Below are 20,473 nucleotides of genomic sequence, written 5' to 3'. Positions count from 1 at the left end.
CATGCCCCGGCGTTTCAATGTTCAGAGGGTTGGCCGGGGGGGGGCGGCGTGCGCGGCGGCTCCTGAGAGCAAAACCTGCGGGCGCTCCGCGGGGGCACCGGCTGATACCCGTGCCCCCGCGTGCCCGTATGAATTATTCAGCGGCCTCGGCGTCCTGCACGGCCTCAGTGCTCTGCGTAGCCTCGGCGGTCTTCTCAGGCTCCAGGCCGTTTTGCGCGGTACCGTTCTGTTCCAGCGCAATCTCGTTCGCGCGGGCGGCGTGCGCGGCAAGGTTCTTCGCATCGCGTGCGGCGCGGCGAATCTTCTTGTCGGTCACCTCGCGCTCACCCACGTTCATGGGAATCCACGCGTTCATGTCCTCCTCGGAGAAGTCAGTCTTGGAGGCGCGACGCTTCGGCGCCAGGCGCACCGCACCGTCGGCCAGGCGGCGGGCCACAATCAGGAACGCGGTGTGCGCCACCATGCGGTGGTCGGGGCGGACCGCCAGGCCCTCCACGTGCCAGCCGCGCACAATGGTCTCGTCGCACTCGGGTTCGGTGAAGCGGCCGTCCAGGCGCATGCCCTCGACCAGGCGGGACATCTGGGTCACGGTCGCAACGTAGCAGATGAGCACGCCGCCGGGTGCGAGCGCCTCCGCCACGGCGTCCAGGCACTCCCAGGGTGCGAGCATGTCGAGGACCACGCGGTCGACGCTGCCGGGCTCTTCAACCTGCGGCAGGGTGTCCTGCAGGTCGCCGATGCTCAGCTTCCACGCCGGGTGCGGGCCGCCGAACATGGTTTCAATGTTGCCGCGGGCGACGTCTGCGAACTCTTCACGACGTTCGAAGGAGTGCACGCAACCGTAGTCGCCGACTGCACGCAACAGCGCGATGGACAGTGCACCGGAGCCGACGCCGGCTTCGACGACGCGTGCGCCGGGGAAGATGTCTGCCTTGACGATGATCTGGGCGGCGTCCTTGGGGTAGACGACGGCTGCGCCGCGCGGCATGGAGAGCACGAAGTCCTTGTAGAGGGGGCGCAGCGCCTGGTAGAGGATGCCGTGAGTGTTGGGGATGACGGTGCCTTCGGGTGCGCCGATGAGGTCGTCGTGCTTGAGGAAGCCCTTGTGGGAGTGGTATTCGCCGCCTTCGGCGAGGGTGATGGTGGTGATGCGGCCGCGTTCGTCGGTAATCTGGACGCGCTCGCCGGGGCGGAAGGGGCCGCGGCGGTTGATTGCGCCGGTGGGGGTGGGGGTGCCGCTGCTCACGGGGTGGTTCTCCTCGGGTGGGTCTGTGCTGACGGGCTGGGTCCTCTCGGCGGGGAGAGCGTTTCCAGCAAAAAATCTCTACTCATTCTACCGGAGGTTACGGCGTGCACGGAGTGAACACAGAAAAGCGCGAGGGGCGGTGCCACGGCCGTATGCCGTAGCGCCGCTCCCCCGCGCTGTCTCGTCCTAGCCGGGCGTTGCTATAGAAGCCGTCTTAGAGGACCACGCCCAGGCGTGCCGCCAGGATGTCACGCACCAGCGCGCCACCGCCGACGGTGGTGTCCGCCAGAGCCTTCACGGCCCACGCATCCACGGCAGCCAGTGCCGCCGGTGCGTTCAGGTCCTCGCTGAGCGCCTCACGCACAGCGGCCAGCAGCTCAACCGCCGCCTCATCGGTGACGCCTTCGGAACCCTCGCGGCCTTCAGCCACCGACACCGCGTGGCGGTAGGTGTCCAGGCGGGCCTTCGCGTGCTCGAGCAGCTCATCAGTCCAGAACCAGTCCGAACGGTAGTGCTGACCCATAATCGCCAGGCGAATCGCGTTCGCGTCCTCACCGGCTGCCCGTAGACGCGAAACCAGCACCAGGTTGCCGCGGGACTTGCTCATCTTGTGGCCGTCCAGACCGACCATGCCGGTGTGCGCGTAGTGCTTGGCGTGCGGGCGGTCAGACACGGCCCAGGTGTGGCCCGCACCCAGGTCGTGGTGCGGGAAGGTCAGGTCGTTACCGCCGGCCTGAACGGTCAGCGAACCGTCCACGAACTGGCGGGCAATCATGGTGCACTCGATGTGCCAGCCCGGGCGGCCCGCGCCCAGCTCGCCGGCGTCCCAGCTCGGCTCGCCCTCGCGCTTGACGCGCCACAGCAGCGGATCCAGCGCGTCACGCTTGCCGGGGCGGTTCGGGTCGCCGCCGCGCTCAGCAAAAATCTCGAGCATTTCGTCGCGGCTCAGGTGCGACACCTCGCCCGGTGCCCACGAGTAGCCCTCGGCGTTGGCCGGCAGCGCGCGCACGGCCTGCAGGTCCAGGTACACGTCACCGTCGGGCTGCTCAACGCCCTGCTCATCGGTGTAGCCGGGCACGCGGTACGCCAGGCCGCGGCGGTACAGGTCCTCAATCAGCGGGAACAGCCACTCAATGGACTCCACAACGCCCACATAGTGAGCCGGCGGAATCACGTTCAGCGCCTTCATGTCGGTGCGGAACAGTTCCGTCTGATCCTCCGCCAGCTCGCGCCAATCAACGTTCGTCGCGGTCGCACGCTCAAGCAGCGGGTCGTCCACATCGGTCACGTTCTGCACGTACGTCACCGGCACGCCCGCATCCAGCCAGGCGCGGTGCAGCAGGTCAAAAGCCACATAGGTGGAGGCGTGACCCATATGCGTCGCGTCGTACGGGGTGATACCGCAAACGTACAGGCTCGCCGCCTTGTCCTCCTGAACCTGAACAATCTCACCGGCAGAAGTATCAAAAATACGCGGCAGCGCAGCCTGACCGGGCAGAGTCACAGAGGCGGGGGCATCCCAAGCTCGCATGGGTTTCCTTTCCGTAAAAACGCCCACAACCGGTGGACGCGCCACACCCGCCGCCCAACCTCAAGGCATGCGGGTGCCAAAAAATCTACTCCAATAAGAATACCCGCCCGTGAGAAACTCACGGACGGGTATGTCATATCACGCTGAGGGCTAAAGCCTTAGAAGGCCGAAGAAGTAGCGTTCAGCACGCCGGTGCCCAGACCAACGAAAATCAGGATACCGAGCGCAATGCGGTACCAGATGAAGATGCCGTAGGACTTCGACGACACGTACTTCAGGAACCAGCCAATCATCAGGTAGCCCACCACGAACGCGACCAGAGTAGCCACGATGGTCGAGGGAATACCGTAGAAGCCGGTGGCCTCCTCGCCGGTGACCACCTTGAAGGTCTTGTACAGGCCAGACATGAACACGGCGGGCATGGCCAGCAGGAACGAGTAACGTGCCGCAGCCTCACGGGTGTAACCCATGAACAGACCCGCGGTAATCGTACCGCCCGAACGGGAAACACCCGGGATCAGTGCCAGCGCCTGCGCACAACCGTACAGCAGGCCGTGACGGAACGTCAGGTCCTTCAGCTCACGCTGCTCGCGGCCGAAACGGTCCGCCAAGCCCAGGAACACGGCGAACACAATCAGCATGGTCGCCACAATCCACAGGCTACGGAACTGCGTGTCGATGTAGTCCTCCAGCAGCAGACCCAAAATGCCGATGGGCAGGGAGCCAATAATAATCAGCCAACCCATGCGGGCGTCCGGATCGTTACGCGGCACGCGGCCGGCAAGAGCACCAAACCACGCCTTCACAATGCGCACAATATCGCGCCAGAAGAAGATCAGAACCGCGGTCTCAGTGCCCAGCTGGGTGATCGCGGTGAACGCGGCACCCGGGTCGGCCTTCTCCGGCAGGATCTGGCCAACAATGTTCAGATGCGCCGATGACGAAATCGGCAGAAACTCTGTCAGGCCCTGAACGAAGCCCAAAATAATCGCTTGAATCCATTCCACGCCTTCAAGGATACAGCAGGGGTACGGCGACGGGGCGGTCCGCGGAGGGTGATATATCACCTCCGCAAACCGCCCCGTCCACACCGCGGAACGCCGCCGAGCGAGTCAAATGCGCCTATCCGCGCCGGATGCGCTCCCCCGCCCTCGCGGAAAACCCGCGTAGCTTAGGCGTCGCGCAGCGCACGGTTCACGGCCGAAATCATGGCCTTCAGAGCCGCACGGGTCGTCGAGTTATCCACGCCAATACCCCACAGCACGCGCGAATCCACGGCGGCCTCAACGTAGCAGGCCGCGTTCGCGGTCGAGGAGGAAGACATCGTGTGCTCGGAGTAATCCATCACGCGAATATCCACGCCCTCACCCGAGAGGATGTTCTGCAGAGCATCCACCGGGCCGGTACCCGATGCGGTGCGGTTGTAGGTGTGACCGTTAATGTTCAGGGCCACGCGCAGGGTGGTCGCACCGGTATCGGCCGAATCAATGTTGATCGACTCGATGCGGTACTTACCCCAGCGCTTCTCGGAATCGGTGGCGGGCAGGTACTCGTCCGCGAAGATGTCCCACAGCTTCTTGCTGGTCATCTCGCCGCCCTCGGCGTCGGTGCGAGCCTGAACAATCTTCGAGAACTCCACCTGCGCACGGCGCGGCAGGTCCAGGCCGTGATCCTGCTTGAGCAGGTAGGCCATGCCGCCCTTACCGGACTGCGAGTTCACGCGAATAATAGCCTCGTAGGTGCGGCCCAAATCGCGCGGGTCGATCGGCAGGTACGGGACCTCCCAGTAAACCTCATCCACGCTCTTGCCGGCCTCGGCGGCGGTGCGTTCCAGGGCCTCGAAGCCCTTCTTGATGGCGTCCTGGTGCGAACCCGAGAACGCGGTGAAGACCAGGTCGCCGCCGTACGGGGAACGCTCGTGCACCTTCAGCTGGTTGCAGTACTCAACGGTCTTGCGGATACCGTCAATGTCCGAGAAATCAATCTGCGGGTCAATGCCCTGGGTGTACAGGTTCAGGCCCAGGGTCACCAGGTCGACGTTACCGGTGCGCTCGCCGTTACCGAACAGGCAGCCCTCGATGCGGTCCGCGCCGGCCAGGTAGCCCAGCTCGGCGGCGGCCACGCCGGTGCCGCGGTCGTTGTGCGGGTGCAGCGAGAGAACGATGTGCTCGCGGTGGTTCAGGTTGCGGTCCATCCACTCCACCGAGTCGGCGTACACGTTCGGGGTGGCCATCTCGACGGTTGCGGGCAGGTTCACGATCAGCTCGCGGCCGTTCTGGCCAATCTCCAGCTCGTCGGCCACGGCGTTGATCACGCGGGCCGCGTACTCCAGCTCGGTGCCGGTGAAGGACTCGGGCGAGTACTCGTAGATAATCTTCGTATCGGAAATCATCTGCTCTTCGTACTTGCGGCACAGGCGCGCACCCTGCAGGGCGATGTCGAGCACGCCCTCCTGATCCTGGTGGAACACCACGCGGCGCTGCAGCACGGAGGTTGAGTTGTAGAAGTGCACGATGGCCTGCGGTGCGCCCTCGATGGCCTCGAAGGTGCGGGCAATCAGGTGCTCGCGGGCCTGCACCAGAACCTGGATGGTCACGTCCGAAGGAATGTGGCCGTCCTCGATGAGGGTGCGCACGAAGTCGAAGTCGGTCTGCGAGGCGGAGGGGAAGCCCACCTCGATCTCCTTGTAGCCCATCTTGACCAGCAGCTTGAACATGGCCAGCTTGCGGTCGGTGTCCATGGGGTCAATCAGCGCCTGGTTGCCGTCGCGCAGGTCCACGGCGCACCAGCGCGGTGCCTTCTCCATGACCTTGTCCGGCCAGGTGCGGTCGGGAAGGTCGACAACAATCTGCTCGTGGAAGGGACGGTACTTGTGTACCGGCATGGGGCTGGGCTTCTGGTGGTTTTTCATGATGAATTTCCTGTGGGTTGGTCCGTCTCGTGCAGCCCGCTTCGGGGCCTGTGCTGTGCCCGGGTATCGGTTCCCGAGCCGTCGTCATCAAGGCGGTGCATCGTATCGATGCTGGTGAGATGCCGCGTCAAAAAGCCGGAACGGTCGCGGCAGGTTCTAGCGTGCCCCGTTCCGGCGAATAAGCAGCAGGTTTACTGCGGTGCGGTGCGCGCCGCTCATGCTCTCACCGTAAGTGGTCATGCCTCCACGCTATCACAGCCCGCGAAAGATTACCGCCGGCGCGGTCGGGCCCGTCCATCATCTGGAAGAACACGAGGTCGACGACTACGCCTGCACGCGGTCATACACCCGGCCACGCGCGCGGTCATACGCCCGGGCATACGAAAGGGGGGCGCACCCACCGCAATGGCGGATGCGCCCCCCTTTCACTCACCGGAGACAACCCCGTAGGGTGTCTAGAAGGCGAAGGCGGTCTGGCACTTGTTCTGGTCGGCGGTCTGGCCGCTCGCGTTACCCGCGATGGCCGCTTCCTGCTTCTCCATCGCCTCACCGGACGGGAAGTCGGTACCAATCGTCACCGACACGCCCTGAACCTCTTCGGTTGCCACCACGCGGGTGACGTTCAGCTTACCGGCAATCTCCTGAGCCTCAGCCTCGTAACCGGTCGAGTAGAACACCGTGGTGAAGTTCGTCGGAGTAGCCGAAGTACCCGGAGTAACATTCGTGTAGCCCAAACCCTCAATCACCGAGGCGATCGTGGCGGAACGGCCCTCCAGGCCGGTCGCGTTGTACACGCTCACCGGTGCCTCACGATTCAGCTGAACCGCCGGGGCTGCTTCTGCGGGCTTTTCCTCTTCCTTCAGCGACTTGTCATCGCGCAGACGCTGGAAGACATTATTGGCCGCTTCGGAAACCTGCAGTCGGTTCGAGTCCTGGGTCCACGGTTCGGTCGGCACGGTCGCGAACACCACGTTCGACAGGTCCACGCCACCGAGGGTTGCGCCCACACCAATCAGGGTGCCGATATTGCCCAGGCCCTTGTCAACGGTCACGTTCTGGGTAATCGCCTCGGCGATACTTGCCAGGCGGCCCGGGTTCGACAGGGTTCCTTCGCTCTTGACCTTGCGCAGCAGCGAGGCCATAAAGCCCTGCTGAGCCTGAATACGACCGATATCGGAACCATCCGAGAAGCCGTGACGGCTACGCAGGAACGCAAGAGCCTGCTCACCCTCAACGGTGGAAGTACCCGCGGGAAGCTTCAGGCCGCTGTACTCGTCATCAATCGGAGCGTCCACACAAACCTGAACGCCGCCAACAACCTTCGACAACTCCTTCACAGCGTTGAAGTCAACCAGCATAAAGTGGTCGATGTTCACACCGGTCAGCTTGCTAATGGTCGCCACGGTGCAGCCCGCACCGCCGCGAGAGAGCGACTCGTTAATCTGAACGTTATCCTCGGCCGGGTAGACGGTGCCGTTATCCGGGTCGGTGCACTGCGGTACCGAAACCATCAGGTCGCGGGGGAAGGACAGCACGCTCACGTTCTTGCGGTCCTTGCTGATCTGCAGGAGCATCATGACGTCCGCGCGAGCCTCAGAATTGCGGTCCTCCTCGTCACCGTAGGCGCCGTTATTGCCTTTGCGGGTGTCGGAGCCGATGATGAGGATGTCCAGCGCGCCGTTCTCCAGGCCGTCCTTATAGTTACTGATGTTCAGCTCCTGCGTGTGCAGGTTATTGCGCATACGCAGGGCGAATACGCCGCCGAAACCAACAACGATGACGAGCATGCAGGCCGTCAGCAGGGCAATCCAGCGATTACGTTTCGAGGTCATCACCGAGGTGCGCATATGGCGCCCGGTGCTTCGTAGGCGAGGTGCCTGGGGCATACCTATTCTCTTTCTGCCGGTGAGCAAGTATTTTCTCAGAGTAACATTCTTCGCTATGAGCGCCGAAAAGAAAAGGGGCGCACGTCACCCGAAAGACGCGGACTAGGCGGCGTTCTCCGGGTGACCGACCCCCTCTCGGGCGGCTGGCCTAGAAGCCCAGACGGTTCAGGGCGCGGGGGTCAGACTGCCACTCCTTAGCAACCTTCACGTGGATGTTCAGGTACACGCGGGTGCCGAGCATTGCCTCAATCTGCTCGCGGGCCTTCGTACCAATCTTGCGCAGGTTCGAGCCGCCCTTACCGATGATGATGTACTTCTGCGACTCACGCTCCACGTACAGGTTCACGTGCACGTCCAGCAGCGGGTTATCCGCCGGGCGGCCCTCACGGAATTCCATCTCCTCAACGGTCACGGCAATCGAGTGGGGCAGCTCCTCGCGGGCACCCTCCAGGGCGGCCTCGCGCACCAGCTCGGCGATGAGGGTTGCCTCGGGCTCATCGGTCAGCTCACCCTCCGGGTACAGCGGCGGGGAGAGCGGAACGTACTGCGAGAGCAGGTCGGCGACCGCATCCACCTGGAAATGCTGAATCGCGGACACCGGGATGATGGCCGCCCAGCCGCCCTTGCCGTCCACGGGCATCGGCTCGGAGATTTCGCCGGCGCGGCGCTGTGCTGCCGGGCCGGAACCCTTCGCGAAGGGGGTCGAGGCGTTCTTACCTCCCTTGCCGCCCTTCTTCTGGGCGCGGTGGGCCGCACGCTTCTCGCGCTGTGCACGCTCGGCGCTCATGATCTCCTCGCCGAGGGCCTCGACGGCCAGCAGCTGTTCGCGCAGCTCGTCGGAGTTCACGGTATCGGCCTTGGTCACAATCGCGACGACCGGCTTGTTGCTCGAAGCCACCAGCTGCGAGGCGATGTAGCGGTCACCCGGGCCGATCTTCTCGTTTGCCGGAATGCAGAAGCCCAGCACATCCACCTGCGAGAGGGTGCCGGCCACCAGGTCGTTCAGGCGCTCACCCAGCAGAGTGCGGGGGCGGTGAATACCCGGGGTGTCCACCAGAATCAGCTGGTACTCGTCCTTGTGCACAATACCGCGGATCGTGTGGCGGGTCGTCTGCGGACGGTTCGAGGTGATAGCCACCTTCTGGCCAACCATAGCGTTCGTCAGAGTGGACTTACCCGCATTCGGACGGCCCACCAGCGACGCGAAACCCGAACGGAAATCCTTCGGGTAGGTCGGCAGCGGGGTGCTCAAGTCCAGAGTGCTCAAATCGAGCGGGGTGTACTCCTGGTCCATTGTGTTTCTCCTTATCAAACCCCGTGCGGGGTGTGTGGGGTGTCAGCCTCATCTGCCTGCGCCTTCGGGGCGGCGGCGGGCTGGCTCAAAGTGTGTATGGGATGATGCGGTGTCTACGTTCGATATTTAGCGGTTGCCGTGCTTGTCGGTGGCAGGTTCAGCCTCTGCGGTATCTCCCGGAAGGTCCGGATGCGCATGCGGCTCAGCCACAGCGGGCGGCTCGGTATCCACGGTGAGAAGGTCAGCAACCTCAGCAGAATGAGCCTCTGAGGAACCCTCAGCGCTCTCCTGCTCATCACGAGGCGGCTCGTACCAGGCCTGCAGCATATCCACCTGGTGGCGGCGGCCCGACGAACCAATCGCACGAATATGAATGCCGTCAATCTCAATCTCAGAACCAACAATCGGTACCATACCCAGGTGCTTGGCGAGCAGGCCGCCGACCGTGTCGACGTCCTCATCCTCCAGGTCGATACCGAAAATCTCGCCGAGCTCATCAATACCCAGACGAGCCGACAGACGGAACGTGCCGTCATCGTTCAGCGTGTACTCGGGGCGCTCGTGGTCGTACTCGTCAGAGATATCGCCGACCAGCTCCTCAATCAGGTCCTCCAGAGTAACCAGACCGGCGGTTCCGCCGTACTCATCAACCACAATCGCCACGTGCGTGGACTCGCGCTGCATATCGCGCAGCAGGTCCATGGCGCGCTTCGTCTCGGGTTCGAATCGGGCCGGGCGCATGATCTCCACCAGGGTTGGCATGGGGGTACCCTCGGGGGCCTCGGAGTGCAGAATGTAGGTGCGCATCGAATCCTTGAGGTAGAGAATACCCAGGATCTCGTCGCTCGAATCGCCGATCACCGGCATGCGGGAGTAGCCCGAACGCAGGAACAGGCTCAGCGCCTCGCGCAGCGGTACGTCGCGACCCACGGTGAGCATATCGGTGCGGGGCACCATGAGCGAGCGGATGCGCAGGTCGTCCATCTCGAACACGGACTGCACCATCTGCGCCTCGTCGTCCTCGATGGTCTCGGCGTCGGAGGCTCGCTCCAAGAACTCGCGCAGCTCCTCTTCCTCGAACACGCCAGCGGGGGCCTCTGCCTCGCGGGCCGGGGCGATGCGCGTCGCGAGGTGATCGAGCAGGCCGGTCACGGGGGTCAGCAGCTTCGACAGGTAATGCACCGGGCGGGCCAGCATGCGAATCGACGAAACCGGGCGGTTGCGCCCCGCGGAGCGCGCCAGCACGTGTAGCACCGGGTAGCCGACGAAGGCAACCAGCACGAGGGTCAGCACGACGGCGAGCGCGTGCACCTCGACCAGGTTCAGCAGGCAGGTCATGGTGGCGAGCACCGCGGCCGCCGCCGCGATGAGGCGGGTCAGGCGCAGCGGGTGCGTGTACACCTCGGAGTCACCGTCGAGGGTGCGCTGCAGAACGTGTGCGCCGAGCGTGCCGGGATGCGCCTCCACGGCTTCTTCCGCCTCGTTGTGCGGCAGGTACGTGAACGCGGTTTCGGCAATTGCGGCCACCACCGTGAAGCCGAGCGCCACGACAGCCAGCAGAATCGAGATGAAAATACCCATGCCGCTCCCCTAGCGTCGAGTCTCGACCGGTGCGGGTCGGCCCAGGAACTCTTCGAGAATCGAACGCTGAATACCGAACATTTCGGCTTCCTCTTCGGCGGTTCCGTGGTCGTAGCCGAGGCAGTGCAGAATACCGTGGGTGGTGAGCAGGCACAGCTCATCCAGGGTGCTGTGGCCCGCATCCGCGCCCTGACGTGCGGCAACGGGCGGGCAGAGGACGATGTCGCCGAGCATGCCACTGGAGGGGTTTTCGGGGGTTCCCGGTTCCAGCTCGTCCATGGGGAAGCTCATCACGTCGGTGGGGCCGGGCAGATCCATCCACTCGATGTGCACGCGCTCCATCTCGTCTTCATTCACGATGGCGATGGACAGGTAGGTGTCATCGGCAAGGTGCATGCGCTTGAAGGCGTGCTCGACGAGGCGGGTGAGCACCTCGGTGTCTACCGCCTCGAAGGATTCGCGGACAAACGCGTCGGTCACCTCGCCTGCACCGGTTGCGGGTTCTTCGCAGTCGAATTCAATCTCTGCCACCGTTTAGCGTCCTTCCGGGGTGGTCTGTGCGTTATCGGCGTTCTTATCAGCGTTCTTTTCGGAGCCGCCGTTAATGCCGGCACGGTCCAGAAGCTTCTCGGCCGCGGCCTCGATGGTGGCGCGCTTGACCTTGCGGTTGCGCTTGCGTTCCATGGCCTTCTGGTCCTCACCCCACTGATCGTAGGCGGAGACAATGTTCGAGACCAGGGTGTGGCGCACCACGTCGGAGGATTCCAGGATGCTGAAGTGAATGTCCTCCACGCCCTGCAGAATGTTGCGCACCTGCTTCAGGCCGGATGCGGCGCCACCGGGCAGGTCAACCTGGGTGATGTCACCGGTAATGACCATCTTCGAGCCGAAGCCTAGGCGGGTCAGGAACATTTTCATCTGCTCGGCGGTGGTGTTCTGCGCCTCGTCGAGGATGATGAACGCGTCGTTGAGGGTGCGGCCGCGCATGTACGCCAGCGGTGCGACCTCGATGGTGCCCGCCTCCATGAGCTTGGGGATGGTTTCGGGCTCGAGCATGTCGTGCAGTGCGTCGTAGAGCGGGCGCAGGTACGGGTCAATCTTCTCGTTGAGGGTGCCGGGCAGGAAGCCCAGACGCTCGCCGGCCTCCACGGCGGGGCGGGTGAGGATAATGCGGTTCACCTCGTGGCTCTGCAGCGCCTGCACAGCCTTCGCCATGGCGAGGTAGGTCTTACCGGTACCCGCCGGGCCGATACCGAAGATCACGGTGTTCGAGTCGATGGCGTCCACGTACTTCTTCTGGTTAATGGTCTTGGGGCGAATCGTGGTGCCGCGGGTGGAGAGGATGCTGGTAGACAGCGAGTGCGCCGGGTTGCTCAGCTCCTCGCCGAGCATGCCCATGAGGCGGTGAATGACCTGCACGGTAATCTGCGTGTCATGGCTGGAGAGCACGCGCAGCTCGTTCAGCAGCTTAGCGGCGGTGTTGACGGCCTCGGAGGGGCCGGTGATGAGCACGTCCAGGTCCTTTGGGCGCAGGCCAATCTGCTCGAAGTAGTCCTCGATGATGCTCAGGTGCGCGTCCTGCGGGCCGAGCACGGCAATCATCTCTGCGGCGCTCTTGAAGGATACGGTGCGTGCGGTCGACAGCGGTCGGGAGGTAGTCATATGGGCTCCTTGGCTAGTGATGTATTTACAAGTATAGATGTGCGTGATGCGTCACGCCCCGGCTGGGTTCCAGCAGTTGGGTTTTACCGGCCGGGTTTAGCGCGGCGCTCTACCAGCGGCCCAGCACCACGTTCAGGGTGCACATGGCGGCGGACCCGGCGGTGGAAGAACGCAACACCTCGTCGCCCAGCAGCGCCAGGTGCGCGCCGGCCTCGGTGAAGAGCTGCACCTCGCGGTCGCTGATACCGCCCTCGGGGCCGACGAGCAGGTAGATTTCTTCGGGCAGGTTCTCTGCCGCTACAAGCGTGCGTGCCAGGGCGCTGAGGCGTTCGGTCGCCTGCTCATGCAGGATGAACACAGCAGAACCCTGCCCGGTGACCTCCTCGATGAGCTCCACCAGGTCGGTGGTGCTGTACAGGTCGTACACCTCGGGAATGAGCGCGCGGCGCGACTGCTTCGCCGCGGCGGTGACGGTGTTCTGCCACTTGGTGTGCGCCTTGGCGGCGCGTTCTCCCTTCCAGCGCACAATCGAACGGTCCGCGCTCCACGGCAGCACGCCGTACACGCCCAGCTCGGTGGCGGTCTCAATGGCGAGCAGGTCGCGACCGTCCTTCGCGAGCGCCTGCACCAGGTAGATGCGAGGGCTGGTGTGTTCCTCGCGGAGCTGCTCCACGCGCACGATGACGCCGCGGTCGGTCAGGGAGTGCACGGTGCCCACGGCTCGGCGGCCGGTGCCGTCGCCCAGGTCGATGCTCTCCCCCACTTCCATGCGCTTGACGAGGGCGTGCTTGCCCTCGGGGCCGTCCAGCTCGAAGGATGCGCCGGGGGTGAGGGTCTCGTACTCTTCGGCGCTGATGTAGAAGATGGGGGCGCTCATGGTGCTCCTTGGGTTCGGGCGGTGCTTCGTGCGGGAGGTGCGGTTCGACGCGGCTGCGAGGCGCGGTCGCCGTCTCGGGGTCGTCCCCGCATAAACACGGCGGATGCGGCGCCCACCGGAAAGGCCCGGTGGGTACCGCATCCGCTACAGAGATTTACTTGAACTGGTCCTTCAGGCGGGAGAACAGGCCACCGCGCTGCTTGACCTGCGAGCCTTCGTTCAGCGGCTCGTTGCGCAGGGCCGCAAACTGGCGCAGCAGCTCGCGCTGTTCCTCGGTCAGGTCGGTCGGGGTCGTCACCTGAACGCGCACGAGCAGGTCGCCACGGCGTTCGGTGCCGAGCACGGTTGCGCCCAGGCCGTTGAGGGTAATCGTGTCGCCGCTCTGGGTGCCGGCTGGGATGCTGACTTCCTGGTCGCCGTCGAAGGTTTTCAGCGGAATGACGGTGCCCAGTGCCGCCGCGGCCATGGGGATGTTCACGGTGGTGACCAGGTTGTCGCCCTCGCGGCTGAAGTACTTGTCGCGCTTGACGTTCAGGTCGACGTACAGGTCGCCGTTGGGGCCACCGTGCAGGCCGGCCTCACCCTTGCCGCGCAGGCGGATGCGTGCCTGATCGTGCACGCCGGCGGGGATCGTGAAGGTCAGCGGCACGTCTTCGCGCACGCGGCCCTGGCCGTGACATTCGGGGCAGGGGGTTTTGATGACGGTGCCGTAGCCGTGGCAGTCGGGACATTCGACCTGCTGCATGACGGTGCCGAGGATGGACTGTACGCGGCGCTGCATGTAGCCGTGGCCGGCGCAGGTGGTGCAGGTTTCGGGCTGGGTGCCCTCGGCGGTACCTTCGCCGTTGCAGGACTTGCAGGTCACGGCGGAGCGGCGCTCGATGGTCTTCTCGACGCCGAACACGGCGTCCTGCAGGCTGATGGAGACGGTAATCAGGTCGTCCTGGCCCTGACGCACGCGGGATGCGGGGCCGCGTGCGCCCGCGGCGCCGCCGGTGAACATGTTCAGCAGGTCTTCGAAACCGCCGAAGCCGCTGAATCCGCCGCCCGGGTAGCCGCCGCCTCCGGGGTAGCCTGCGCGGCCCTGTTCGTCGCCGGTGGTGTCATAGTTGCGGCGTTTTTCGGGGTCGGAGAGCACCTCGTAGGCGAGGGTGACGCGCTTGAACTCTTCGGCAGCGTCCTCGGAGGGGTTCACGTCCGGGTGCAGCTGGCGTGCCTTCTTGCGGTAGGCCTTCTTGATTTCTTCGGGGCTGGCGTCGTTCGATACGCCGAGAGTCTCGTAGTGGCTCATGTGTCTGTGTTCCTGTTCCTCTCAAGATGGTGACGGCGCTCGATGAGTGCGCCGCCAACATAGTCGTATCAATTCTATGGGATAGTGTACGCGAGCCGATACAATGGCTAGGCTGAAAGGGGTCGCTCCCGCTATCCGCTTAATCCCCGGCGCGCCTGCGGCCCGGCGACGGTTATTGGGCGCCCGAGGCTCTCAGATCGCCCGCCGCCTACTCTCATCGGCTACGTCCGCACCATCCGAAGGAGAATACCTTGAGTACCCACCACTCCCCCTACGGCTGGGGCGCACAGGATCTGAACGCAGACCGCCTGAGCCGCAAGGCCCCGCCCGCGCGCAAGGTTCCCCTGCAGCGAGGCTTGCTCATCGAGAGCGTGGACGGCTGGGTGGGCGAGGTGGTGTGCGCCGAACGCATCGGCGGTGCTATCTTCTTCGGTCTGGAGGACGCCAAGGGTCGCGTGAAGAATTACCCGCTAGGCACCGGCTACCTGATTGAGGGTGAGCCCGTTGAAATCATCGCTCCGGCACCGGCGAAGGCGCCCAAGCGCACGATTTCTCGGTCGGGTTCCATCGCCGTGAAGAACGCCCCCGCGCGGGTTGCGCGTGCCTCCCGCATCTGGGTTGAGGGTCTGCACGATGCCGAGCTGGTGGAGAAGGTTTGGGGCCACGACCTGCGCGTTGAGGGCATCGTGGTGGAGCCGCTGCACGGTGTGGACGACCTGGCCGGCGCGGTGCGCGAGTTTGCCCCGGGCCCGGGCCGCCGCCTGGGCATCCTGGTGGATCACCTCATTGAGGGCACGAAGGAACAGCGCATCGTTGCGGAGGCGCTGGCCGTGCCGGGTGCGGCGGGGCACGTGAAGATTGTGGGCCACCCGTTCATCGATATTTGGCAGGCGGTCAAGCCCTCGGTCCTGGGCCTGAAGGCCTGGCCGCAGGTGCCGCGCGGCGAGGACTTCAAGAAGGGCACGCTGCGCCGCCTGGGCCAGCCGCACGAGACGCAGGCGGATGTGGCGCAGGCCTGGAAGCACATCCTTTCGCGGGTGGATTCTTACGCCGATTTGGACCCGACCCTGCTGGGGCCGGTGGAGTCGCTCATCGACTTTCTCACCGAGCCCGGCGCGTAACCGCGCTGTGCGGATGTGAGTTTGCTCAGAACCTTGCAATCCAGCGCATTAACCGCCGGCGGGGCTGGCTTGAGGCGGTACAATGGTGGAGCACCGATGCGGCCGCTCCATTGAGCCGCGGCGGTGCTTCACTACACTCAAGGGCCGTCACCACCCACACGGTTCGCCCCGCTCGGGCGGATTCGCCGTTTGACGGTGACCACCACAAGATACTTCGATTGAACCAGGATTTTCGTGACTAACGACGCACGCCCGACCACCGGGCCTCAGAAAACCCGCAAGATTAGCGTGATTCAGGACCGTAACCGCGCGACTCTCGCGCATTTCGGGGGGATTCTCGGCATTCTTCCCTCCGCCGCGGTGTTCTACGTGAGCCGCCGTAACGCACCCTTCGCTGAGCAGGAAGCTTTCGAGGCCATGAACTTCACCCTCGTGCCCTCTCTGCTGATTGTTGTCTGCTTCATCCTGGGCTTTGTGCCCGGCCTGGGTAACATTGCCCTGGTGCTGGGGATGCTCGTGTGGCTGTTCATGGCGATTGCTTCGGTACGCGCCGGCATTGAGGTTAATCGCGGTGAGCCGTACAGCTACCGCGTGAACCCGCGCCTGCTCGACCGCGTGGTGAAGAGCAACTAGGTTAGAGCACCCGGTGAGCAGCTAATGCCGAACCGGTTGCGTTCACGAACGCTGCACCGCATTTTGAATACTTAATTTGAATACTTAAGGGGCCCGCACCACTCGGTGCGGGCCCCTATCGGTTAAGTCTGCGTCTTCGGTGCCCGTCGGCTCGCCTCTCGAGTCAGCTCCCCCATTGAGTCTGCTCGTTGGGCCGTTAAGTCAGTTTCGTGCCGCCCGCAAACCGGCGGAGGCTATCGCGGAACCGGGAGAGGCACGTAACGGCACCAAACAACCCCGCTGGAAATCGTCGTTAAACGATCGTGGGCCCCTGTTGCCAGGAGCCCACAACCGTATTCACTCAACTTCAGCAAAGACGAGAACACGCTGTTAGACATATACCGTCCTGCCGTGAACTATTATGGCACAGCCTAACCTTCAACCACAACTTGAGAAACGCTCTTTGGAGAAAGTTTTTAGGCCTTTGCGGCGGCTTCCAAAACCCGGTGACCGACACCTCACGAAAACCCACTAAAAACCCACATACCTTTAAGCTGGTCCAGCGAAAATTTCCGAATCAAATCCAAAGATTCCACACCAAAGCCCATCGATAAGCGACCGAAAATCCCTCAGAAAAAATTTTTAAATTTTTTTCTCGCAACATTCGCGCGGCCCGGTGCAACTCAGCGAATACGCGGGCAGGTAGCCCTTCCTCACCCCACGCGTCTCTCCTCTGGCACACCCGGCGGCACGTGGGTTCGGCGAAACGAGGCCGCCTCCCCCGGCGCCCGGGGTATGTGTCAGAGGGGCGGGCGCCTCATTCCCCGAGCGTCAGTCTTCGGCAGCCTCCGAGACCTCCGGCAGCAGCTCGCGCGTCACGGCGTCACCGAGCAGGCGGCCCTTGAGGGTGAGGCGCACGTGCGCATCCGGGTCGGGCTCGGCGGAGGCGGTGAGCGCATCCGGTTCGATGAGCCCCTGGGAGACGAGCCAGCGCAGAGACGCGCCCAACTGCGCCTCGTCGTGCACGGCGAGTAGCTCGCGCATCGCCAGGCCCTCGCGCACACGAATCATGAGCATGATGGTCTCGAAGGCGCGGGTCGAGGCGTCCAGCACCTCGCGCGCGGCCGCCGGGGACTCCCCCGCACGCACCTTCTGCGCGTACGGCACCGGGTGCTTCACGTTCCACCAGCGGGTACCGTTCACGTGCGAGTGCGCGCCGGGACCGATGCCCCACCAGTCCTGGTTGCGCCAGTAAGCGAGGTTGTGGTCGCTGCGGGTGTCCTCACTACGCGAGTAGTTGGAGACCTCGTACCACTGGTAGCCGGCTTCGGTGAGCAGCTCCTCGGCGAGCAGGTACATGTCCGCCATGAGGTCTTCATCGGGCATGGTGTACTCGCCGCGGCGAATCTGCGCGGCAAGCTTGGTGCCGTCCTCCACAATCAGCGAGTACGCCGAAATGTGGTCGGGCTCGTAGGAGATCGCGGCGCGAACGCTGCGTTCCCACTGCTGCAGGCTCTCCCCCGGCGAACCGTAAATCAGGTCCACGGACACCTGCAGGCCAACCTCCTTAGCCCAGGCGACGACCTTCGGCACGTTCGACGGCGTGTGGGTGCGGTCGAGTACCTTCAGCACCTCGGGGACGACGGACTGCATGCCGAAGGATACGCGGGTGAAGCCGCCGTCCTTGAGGGTCTGCAGGTCCTCGCGGGTCACGGAGTCGGGGTTGGCTTCGGTGGTGACTTCTGCCCCTTCGACGAGGCCGAATACGTCAATGGCGGCTTGCAGGATGCGTACGAGGTCGCGGGCGGGCAGTTTGGTGGGGGTGCCGCCTCCGAAGAAGACGGTGTGCATGGGGCGTTTTGCGACGCCGGATGCCTCGAGGGTGCGGGCGGCGAAGAGGATTTCTGCGATGGCATCGTCGGCGTAGGTGCTGAGGCCGATGCCGTCGCCGAAGTCTTCGGTGGCGTAGGTGTTGAAGTCGCAGTAACCGCAGCGTACAGAGCAGAAGGGGATGTGTACGTAGAGGCTGAAGTCGCGGGTTTCGCATCCTGCCGCGCTGGTGGCGGGGATACGCCCGTCGCGGGGTGCGGGGGCGCCGGTGGGCTGGGCGGGCATTCTGCCTCCTGGAACTAGGTATACGAGTAGAGAATCAACAATAGGAGGTTGATTGTACTGGCTTGACATGATATCACCACGCAGAAGCCTAAAAGAACATTATAAGGTGGGAGATGTAGAGTAAATTAAATTTACCTTCATCCATATTATCTATATTAGGCAATTTAGTGACCAGTCTATATATCCTTTGTCCTAATTGAAAATATTTCACGCCATTCAGCAACGAAAATTGAAGCGTATTGATGCACTTGAGGACATCAATACGCTTCAACACTTTCACATATATAATTAACTAGAGGATATACAGGGAATTATTTACTATTTTTTGAATTATTGTCGGATAAAATTTTATCGTAAACAAATTCTGCCATACGCTTATTTCTATCTTCAACATGCCGAAGAATCTTCTTAAGAGTCTTTTCATCCGCATTTTCTATAGACATATTTTCCATCTCAAAAATCTCTTCAGGGAGAGTATTTGCGTAATCTAAGGTCCTGAAAAATGCAATTTTTTCATTGATATCTTTAGTACCAATGCGTTCATTATCCTTATTCCTCAGGAGAATCAAATTGCCTGGAGAGTCAATTATCTTTCTAATCTGCTCCTTCTCTTCGACGGTAGCTTTAGGGCCTGCAATTTTTCCAACACTAGAGCGAGGAATAATATGTTCAGCAGTCAAAATATTTCCAGGTTTACGTAGAGTTTCTGACTGATATTTCTCTAAGAAATACCTCACTTCAGGATAATACTTCCCGTAGTCCATCTTATCCACAAATTCATTTACAAAGACTTCTTTAGTTATATTCTTCATAAGACCCTGATATTTTTTCTTGAGTCGCTCTTGAATATCAGTAATTTTATTGTTGCCGACGGATTTTCCAGAAGCCTTTGAAAGATTAAACACTTCTTTTGCCATTGAGTTATAGGTATTTGTAAATTTATTTCCAGGCTCACCATGAATAACAGTAAGTACAAAATGAGAATCTTCCATCAGCGAGAAAATATCATTGATTACGGTAGTACCTACAGCTTTATCGCTATCATCGAAATATCGCCTTAAAATTGCGAGTATAAGCGGATGAGGCTGGCTAAGACCAAAGATGTTCAAGGCTTTTAGAGATTCTTCCCAAGTCGCGTGGTTCCTCTTACGTTGGGATTCGCCAGGAATTTTATATTCGGGATCGAAGATAACCCGATATAGGTTAATTTCATAGGCTAGGCGTGTTAGGAGTTTATCTGCATCCTCCGGAGTTTTAACCATCTGCTCATACTCAGCAAACGTCCCCTTCTTGGCTTTTGGTGCACTTCCCCGAGAAACAAGATAGTGGTAAAAGAAATCATCTTCCGAAATTTTTATAGAACCTTCTTTACTGTTATTCTCTGTAATCGATTTGACAAAATCTTCCCATTTTTTTCTGTTTAGGTCGACGCCGTCTTTATGATGGAGATGGCCTAGTATATGACTTTTAATGAGGTCTGACTGCTTCAAATCCATTCCGCGAGAATTCAAAGTATTAAAAACCTTATAGGCTTCTACTATATTCTTCATATTAATATCTACAAATTTTACTTGAAGGATTTTTTTCAGGAGTAATCTAATTTTAATTTCCTGGGGGTTATCTGAAGAGAAATCAGTTTCGTAATCTTTCATTTTTTCTGCAGGTATTTCTTCAGAGACAATCTTCCTAATCTCATCTTTGAAAAAATTATATGATTCAATAACTTTGCGTCCAGCTTCCGTATTCTTTTTAAAACCGGCTTCTCGCTCACTGGATTCCTTATCTTCAACAATCAGTCTATAGTTATCCATGAAGCATTCATCTCCGGTTTCTTGAGATATTTTATAATATTTTTCTCCCATATAATCATTCGGAGTAAGGTACCTTTGGATAGAATTTTTTAAATTGCTTTCACGAGAGATTGTTTCAACATAAACATCCCTTAATGCGGCAAGAAGGATTGATATGGAAGTCAATCGCTGTTGACCGTCGATGATGTCCCATTTAGATTCATTATGCTTTTCGCAACGAATGATTGCCCCTATAAAATGGCCATCACTCTCACCTTTTGAGTTTTCAATATCGCTAATAAGTTCTTTTAGATTTTCCTTATTCCATGAATATGGACGCTGATAGCGAGGGATAAAAAGCTCTTCTCCTGCGTTACTTAAGAATTTTCCAATGGTATTTCCATTTGCAGAAATATCCATATATTTCTCCTTTGAATGTAAAACCGTAGGTGTAATCATCGATGCTACACCCACGCTAACTCTACTCTTTCATGCAGTACCTTGACAAGGAGTAACACACATTACACCCTAATGAATATCAAAATAATGCTGATTA

General features: G+C 61.0%; 15 protein-coding genes. 2 read left to right on the top strand and 13 right to left on the bottom strand.

The features are described from left to right. Positions 1–133: 133 nt before the first annotated feature. The 11 genes from HMPREF2674_RS08155 to dnaJ form a co-directional block, all read right to left on the bottom strand. Entirely contained in the window at positions 134–1,246 is a 1,113-nt protein-coding gene (locus HMPREF2674_RS08155; protein WP_070825397.1) for a tRNA (adenine-N1)-methyltransferase, read from the bottom strand. A gap of 214 nt (positions 1,247–1,460) precedes the next feature. After that, positions 1,461–2,777, bottom strand: coding sequence for a cysteine--1-D-myo-inosityl 2-amino-2-deoxy-alpha-D-glucopyranoside ligase (gene mshC / locus HMPREF2674_RS08150; RefSeq protein ID WP_070825396.1), 1,317 nt, complete (start codon positions 2,775–2,777; stop codon positions 1,461–1,463). Positions 2,778–2,935: 158 nt separating this feature from the next. Further along, on the bottom strand, positions 2,936–3,784 hold the full coding sequence (locus tag HMPREF2674_RS08145) for an undecaprenyl-diphosphate phosphatase (protein ID WP_049343292.1): 849 nt from the start codon (positions 3,782–3,784) through the stop codon (positions 2,936–2,938). Between the two features lie 164 nt (positions 3,785–3,948). Continuing rightward, positions 3,949–5,688: a 2-isopropylmalate synthase gene (gene leuA, locus HMPREF2674_RS08140; RefSeq protein WP_070825395.1), complete on the bottom strand. Its 1,740-nt coding sequence runs from the start codon at positions 5,686–5,688 to the stop codon at positions 3,949–3,951. Between the two features lie 455 nt (positions 5,689–6,143). Further along, entirely contained in the window at positions 6,144–7,574 is a 1,431-nt protein-coding gene (locus HMPREF2674_RS08135) for an LCP family protein (protein WP_049343290.1), read from the bottom strand. Between the two features lie 148 nt (positions 7,575–7,722). Continuing rightward, positions 7,723–8,868: a GTPase Era gene (locus HMPREF2674_RS08130; RefSeq protein WP_193389459.1), complete on the bottom strand. Its 1,146-nt coding sequence runs from the start codon at positions 8,866–8,868 to the stop codon at positions 7,723–7,725. Positions 8,869–8,994: 126 nt separating this feature from the next. Beyond that, positions 8,995–10,449 (bottom strand): hemolysin family protein, encoded by a 1,455-nt coding sequence (locus tag HMPREF2674_RS08125; RefSeq protein ID WP_070825394.1) that lies wholly within the window; start codon positions 10,447–10,449, stop codon positions 8,995–8,997. A 9-nt stretch (positions 10,450–10,458) separates the two neighbouring features. Continuing rightward, positions 10,459–10,980 (bottom strand): rRNA maturation RNase YbeY, encoded by a 522-nt coding sequence (gene ybeY / locus HMPREF2674_RS08120; RefSeq protein ID WP_070825393.1) that lies wholly within the window; start codon positions 10,978–10,980, stop codon positions 10,459–10,461. A gap of 3 nt (positions 10,981–10,983) precedes the next feature. Further along, positions 10,984–12,111 (bottom strand): PhoH family protein, encoded by a 1,128-nt coding sequence (locus HMPREF2674_RS08115; RefSeq protein WP_070825392.1) that lies wholly within the window; start codon positions 12,109–12,111, stop codon positions 10,984–10,986. 109 nt (positions 12,112–12,220) lie between these two features. Beyond that, complete coding sequence (locus HMPREF2674_RS08110; protein ID WP_070825391.1) at positions 12,221–12,988, bottom strand: 16S rRNA (uracil(1498)-N(3))-methyltransferase; 768 nt, start codon at positions 12,986–12,988, stop codon at positions 12,221–12,223. Positions 12,989–13,142: 154 nt separating this feature from the next. After that, entirely contained in the window at positions 13,143–14,279 is a 1,137-nt protein-coding gene (dnaJ, locus tag HMPREF2674_RS08105; protein WP_049334207.1) for a molecular chaperone DnaJ, read from the bottom strand. Between the two features lie 251 nt (positions 14,280–14,530). Here dnaJ and HMPREF2674_RS08100 point away from each other — a divergent pair, with 251 nt between their 5' ends. Further along, a complete protein-coding gene (locus HMPREF2674_RS08100; RefSeq protein WP_070825390.1) occupies positions 14,531–15,400 on the top strand; it encodes a DUF3097 domain-containing protein in 870 nt (289 codons plus the stop codon). Between the two features lie 234 nt (positions 15,401–15,634). After that, on the top strand, positions 15,635–16,033 hold the full coding sequence (locus HMPREF2674_RS08095; protein ID WP_049334209.1) for a DUF4870 domain-containing protein: 399 nt from the start codon (positions 15,635–15,637) through the stop codon (positions 16,031–16,033). 810 nt (positions 16,034–16,843) lie between these two features. Here HMPREF2674_RS08095 and hemW read toward each other — a convergent pair. Both hemW and HMPREF2674_RS08085 read right to left on the bottom strand, forming a co-directional pair. Next, positions 16,844–18,127, bottom strand: coding sequence for a radical SAM family heme chaperone HemW (hemW, locus tag HMPREF2674_RS08090; RefSeq protein WP_070825389.1), 1,284 nt, complete (start codon positions 18,125–18,127; stop codon positions 16,844–16,846). A 311-nt stretch (positions 18,128–18,438) separates the two neighbouring features. Continuing rightward, positions 18,439–20,337: a DUF262 domain-containing protein gene (locus tag HMPREF2674_RS08085; protein ID WP_168168041.1), complete on the bottom strand. Its 1,899-nt coding sequence runs from the start codon at positions 20,335–20,337 to the stop codon at positions 18,439–18,441. Positions 20,338–20,473 lie beyond the last annotated feature (136 nt).

Origin of the sequence: Rothia sp. HMSC062F03 (genome assembly GCF_001836905.1) — a bacterium.
Lineage (GTDB): Bacteria > Actinomycetota > Actinomycetes > Actinomycetales > Micrococcaceae > Rothia > Rothia mucilaginosa_A.
The sequence above is the reverse complement of the archived record's forward strand: the minus strand, read 5'-3'. Positions and strand labels throughout refer to the sequence as shown.

Coding starts and splice junctions, on each gene's coding strand:
- mshC (WP_070825396.1), bottom strand. CDS start 2,777: ATGCGAGCTTGGGATGCCCCCGCCTCTGTGACTCTGCCCGGTCAGGCT.
- leuA (WP_070825395.1), bottom strand. CDS start 5,688: ATGAAAAACCACCAGAAGCCCAGCCCCATGCCGGTACACAAGTACCGT.
- HMPREF2674_RS08135 (WP_049343290.1), bottom strand. CDS start 7,574: ATGCCCCAGGCACCTCGCCTACGAAGCACCGGGCGCCATATGCGCACC.
- HMPREF2674_RS08130 (WP_193389459.1), bottom strand. CDS start 8,868: ATGGACCAGGAGTACACCCCGCTCGATTTGAGCACTCTGGACTTGAGC.
- HMPREF2674_RS08125 (WP_070825394.1), bottom strand. CDS start 10,449: ATGGGTATTTTCATCTCGATTCTGCTGGCTGTCGTGGCGCTCGGCTTC.
- HMPREF2674_RS08115 (WP_070825392.1), bottom strand. CDS start 12,111: ATGACTACCTCCCGACCGCTGTCGACCGCACGCACCGTATCCTTCAAG.
- HMPREF2674_RS08110 (WP_070825391.1), bottom strand. CDS start 12,988: ATGAGCGCCCCCATCTTCTACATCAGCGCCGAAGAGTACGAGACCCTC.
- dnaJ (WP_049334207.1), bottom strand. CDS start 14,279: ATGAGCCACTACGAGACTCTCGGCGTATCGAACGACGCCAGCCCCGAA.
- hemW (WP_070825389.1), bottom strand. CDS start 18,127: ATGCCCGCCCAGCCCACCGGCGCCCCCGCACCCCGCGACGGGCGTATC.
- HMPREF2674_RS08085 (WP_168168041.1), bottom strand. CDS start 20,337: ATGGATATTTCTGCAAATGGAAATACCATTGGAAAATTCTTAAGTAAC.